This window comes from Sphingomonas oligophenolica, from assembly GCF_006438955.1.
In the GTDB taxonomy this organism is placed as follows: Bacteria; Pseudomonadota; Alphaproteobacteria; order Sphingomonadales; family Sphingomonadaceae; genus Sphingomonas; species Sphingomonas oligophenolica_A.
The window spans coordinates 1-3,185 of the sequence record NZ_RCZK01000039.1; the positions used below are offsets into that span (position 1 = coordinate 1).

The window sequence follows — 3,185 nt, forward strand, 5'->3', positions numbered from 1 at the left end:
ACCGAATGCCGAACAGGTAACCGACCAGCAGCATCCGCAGCATCAGCTCGGGGTCGATCGACGGCCGCCCGGCGGCGCTATAACTGTCGGCCAGCGCCTCGCGCACGAAGCTAAAGTCGAGCAGTCCGTCGATCCGACGCAAAAAATGGTCGCCAGGCACGTGATCGTCGAGCCGGAAGCCGTAAAACAGCGACCCCTGCGCCACCTGCCGACCCATCATGCTCCGCGCTCCCGCCTGCCTGGATCGAGTGAATCACCCTGCGCCAAAGGCTGCAAGCGCTACTTTTTCAACAGTCTCCTTCGGTTTTGACACCGCTCCGTGCCCCGCGCCCACTCGTATTCGCGCGCAATGAACCGGGCGCGTATCTCATAGCCGTTCGGCCGCAAAGCTACTCACAGCATCATTCGCTTTCAGATACATCAACGGCCCAAAGCTGATCCGCGCGACGCCCGCCTGGATGTAACCGACGATGGCCTCATCTCCTGCCATTACGTTAATTGGCAGTTCCACGGCTTGTGCGAGCGTACGCAGCACCAATAAATCGGTGAGACCAGGCACGAAATAGCCGTCCGCGCAGGCCTGTTGGTAGGCGCGCGCTCGTTCGATCGCCTGGCTTACGAGTTCCTCATCGGCATGGCGTTCCGATGGCGAGCGAAGGAACATGTCTGTGCGCGCGTTGATGAAAAAGCCGGGCGCTGCCGCGTCCACCACCTTGCGCGCAGCCCCGATCCGACCTGCCTGGTCTTCGATAGAGCGTATGCCTCCGGCGGGCATGCCGTCCTCAAGGTTGCATCCTGCCGCGCATGTCGTGAGCAGATGGCCGAACGCTGCCTCCAGCTCACCCAACGTGCCGCCATAGCCGCCCTCGAGGTCAACGGTCAGGGGAAGGCTGCTCACTCTGTCGATGCGGCTCAGGTTCGCTATCACGAATGCGAGCGGCACCTCTTATCCGTCGTCGAAACCGTGTGCCGCGGCGACCGCCCAACTCGATGTCGCCAGCGCCTTCGCGCCAGCATCGGCGACGGCCTTTGCGCTTCCGGCATCCCAGATATTGGGTAGGATGAGCGGGGCACCCCGGCGATGATGTTCGCGGAAAGCAGCACGAAGTTCGGTCTTGGACATAGATTGCCCTCCGAGAAAGGTCATATCAGGAAACCGGTTGGGGCTGCAGCACGTCGCTCAGAGCCGCGAGGTATGCGCGTGCGTCGAAGAGCTCGCCCGGCGCGCGCACGCCGGCCCAAGCCGACGTCGCGCCGTCCAGCAGGCGAACGCAGGCTTCGACGACCAGCGGGGCAGTGACCGCGTAAATGTCTCGCCCACTCACCGTTACCTCGCGCAGTTCCGCCCCGCGCCGGGCGCGAACCGAGACAGCGAATATCTGGTCCGATCGGCCGAGTGCGTCGCTCCCGCGCGGTGGGGGCGTTGATGTGTCGGCCAGGTCGGCAAGCGGCTTCATATTCATGTAGCTCGTGATCGCGCCAGCCTTCACATGACGCGACAGGGTGATGATTTCGGACAACGCGACGCAGGTAACCGGCTGCGACCCGAACGGCTCGGGAAAGCGCCAGACCGACGCCGGCGGAGGGGATGGAACGGGAACCAGTGTCCCGTCCCGAACGACGACCCGGGTTGCGGTATTTCGCTCGCCCGTAAGGCGAGTTCCGGGCGTTGGATGCCAGGAGTCGAGCGCGACCGCTATGTCGATAGCGTCGACGTAGGGCCACCCGTCTACGATGCTGGTTACAAGCAGATCGGCAAGCCCGCCGAAAAAGGCCATCGCCGGCATGACGACGCGGCCGGCCACCCTTGCTCCGTCATCGAATGTCGCGATCGTGTCGAGGACGGTGACCTGCTCGGCGGTCACGTCGAGAACATGGCAGCCGGCTTCGAGCGCCGCGGCGATCACGGGCCGGCCCGTGTCGAAGAACGGGCCGGCGCAGTTTATCACGGCGCCAAGGCCATCGAAGGCACGCAGGAGCGATGCAGGGTCGCGGACGGATGCGGTCCGAACCTCGCCGTAGTTCAACGTCGCCTGAAGCTCCGATAACGCAGAACGATCGCGGCCTATCCAGCGCGCCGCCAATCCTCGCCGCGCCAATTCGGCAGCAACGAAGCGGCCGGTATGGCCATTGGCCCCGAAGACGCCCACGCAACGCTCAGCCATGTCATTTTCCCATACGCTACCGATCGGTAGCGTATGTGATACCGATCGGTAGCGTTGTCAACCGGCTTGTGGTACAGCGTGTTTTGGCACCTCGCGCTCCCGGAGAATTCTGATCGATCCCGTTCCCGTCACAGCCACTCGCGCACGAGAGACTGTACTGCGGATAGCCTCGGACCTGTTTTACCGCGGGGGTGTCCGCGCGGTTGGCATGGAGATGATCGTTGAGAGGTCCGGCGTCGCCAAGACAACGATATACCGGCACTTTCCTACGAAAGATGCGCTGATAGAAGCGTTCCTGGAGCGTGAGGATCGCGAGTTCTGGCAACAATGGGAGGAGGTCGTCGCGTCACATGCGGGAGAATCCCGAAGGGCGCTGTCGGGTTTGTGTGACTGGGTTGGCGACAGGGTATCGCGGGACAATTACCGGGGCTGCCCTCAAATCAACGTGGCTGCCGAATTTGCCGAGTGCGAACATCCTGCTCGTAAGGTCGCGCATCGCCATAAGGCAGAGATGGTGGAGCGGTTAACCGCGCTGTGTCGCGAACTGGACATCTCAACGGCGGAGTTGCGGGCGCATCAGATCGGATTGCTTTTCGATGGCGCGTTCATGAGCAACGGACGGCTGGGCAATGTCGGTGCCGCAGCTATCCTCAACGACGCAGTGGGGCGGTTGGTCGGAGCGTGATCTGCTTTGGCGATTGCAAGCATTTTGGTGTCACAACCGGTCGAGACTGTTGAAAAAGTAGCGCTTGCAGCCTTTGGCGCAGGGTGATTCACTCGATCCAGGCAGGCGGGAGCGCGGAGCATGATGGGTCGGCAGGTGGCGCAGGGGTCGCTGTTTTACGGCTTCCGGCTCGACGATCACGTGCCTGGCGACCATTTTTTGCGTCGGATCGACGGACTGCTCGACTTTAGCTTCGTGCGCGAGGCGCTGGCCGACAGTTATAGCGCCGCCGGGCGGCCGTCGATCGACCCCGAGCTGATGCTGCGGATGCTGCTGGTCGGTTACCTGTTCGGCAT

4 protein-coding genes and 1 pseudogene are annotated in these 3,185 nt (G+C 62.8%); 2 read left to right on the forward strand and 3 right to left on the reverse strand.

The window, feature by feature from the left end; all coding sequences use genetic code 11:
- The 3 genes and pseudogenes from EAH84_RS15705 to EAH84_RS15720 form a co-directional block, all read right to left on the reverse strand.
- Positions 1–220 (reverse strand): transposase (locus EAH84_RS15705; RefSeq protein ID WP_140872847.1); only part of this gene is annotated, 220 nt, incomplete at its 3' end.
- Positions 221–367: 147 nt separating this feature from the next.
- Positions 368–1,147: pseudogene (locus EAH84_RS15710) on the reverse strand (isocitrate lyase/PEP mutase family protein).
- Between the two features lies 1 nt (position 1,148).
- The gene (locus EAH84_RS15720; RefSeq protein WP_140872910.1) at positions 1,149–2,165 is read right to left on the reverse strand and encodes a saccharopine dehydrogenase NADP-binding domain-containing protein; all 1,017 of its coding nucleotides are present in this window, start codon (positions 2,163–2,165) and stop codon (positions 1,149–1,151) included.
- 163 nt (positions 2,166–2,328) lie between these two features.
- Here EAH84_RS15720 and EAH84_RS15725 point away from each other — a divergent pair, with 163 nt between their 5' ends.
- On the forward strand, positions 2,329–2,850 hold the full coding sequence (locus EAH84_RS15725) for a TetR/AcrR family transcriptional regulator (protein WP_277753743.1): 522 nt from the start codon (positions 2,329–2,331) through the stop codon (positions 2,848–2,850).
- A gap of 120 nt (positions 2,851–2,970) precedes the next feature.
- The coding region (locus EAH84_RS15730; RefSeq protein ID WP_140872838.1) for a transposase at positions 2,971–3,185 on the forward strand (215 nt) is incomplete at its 3' end.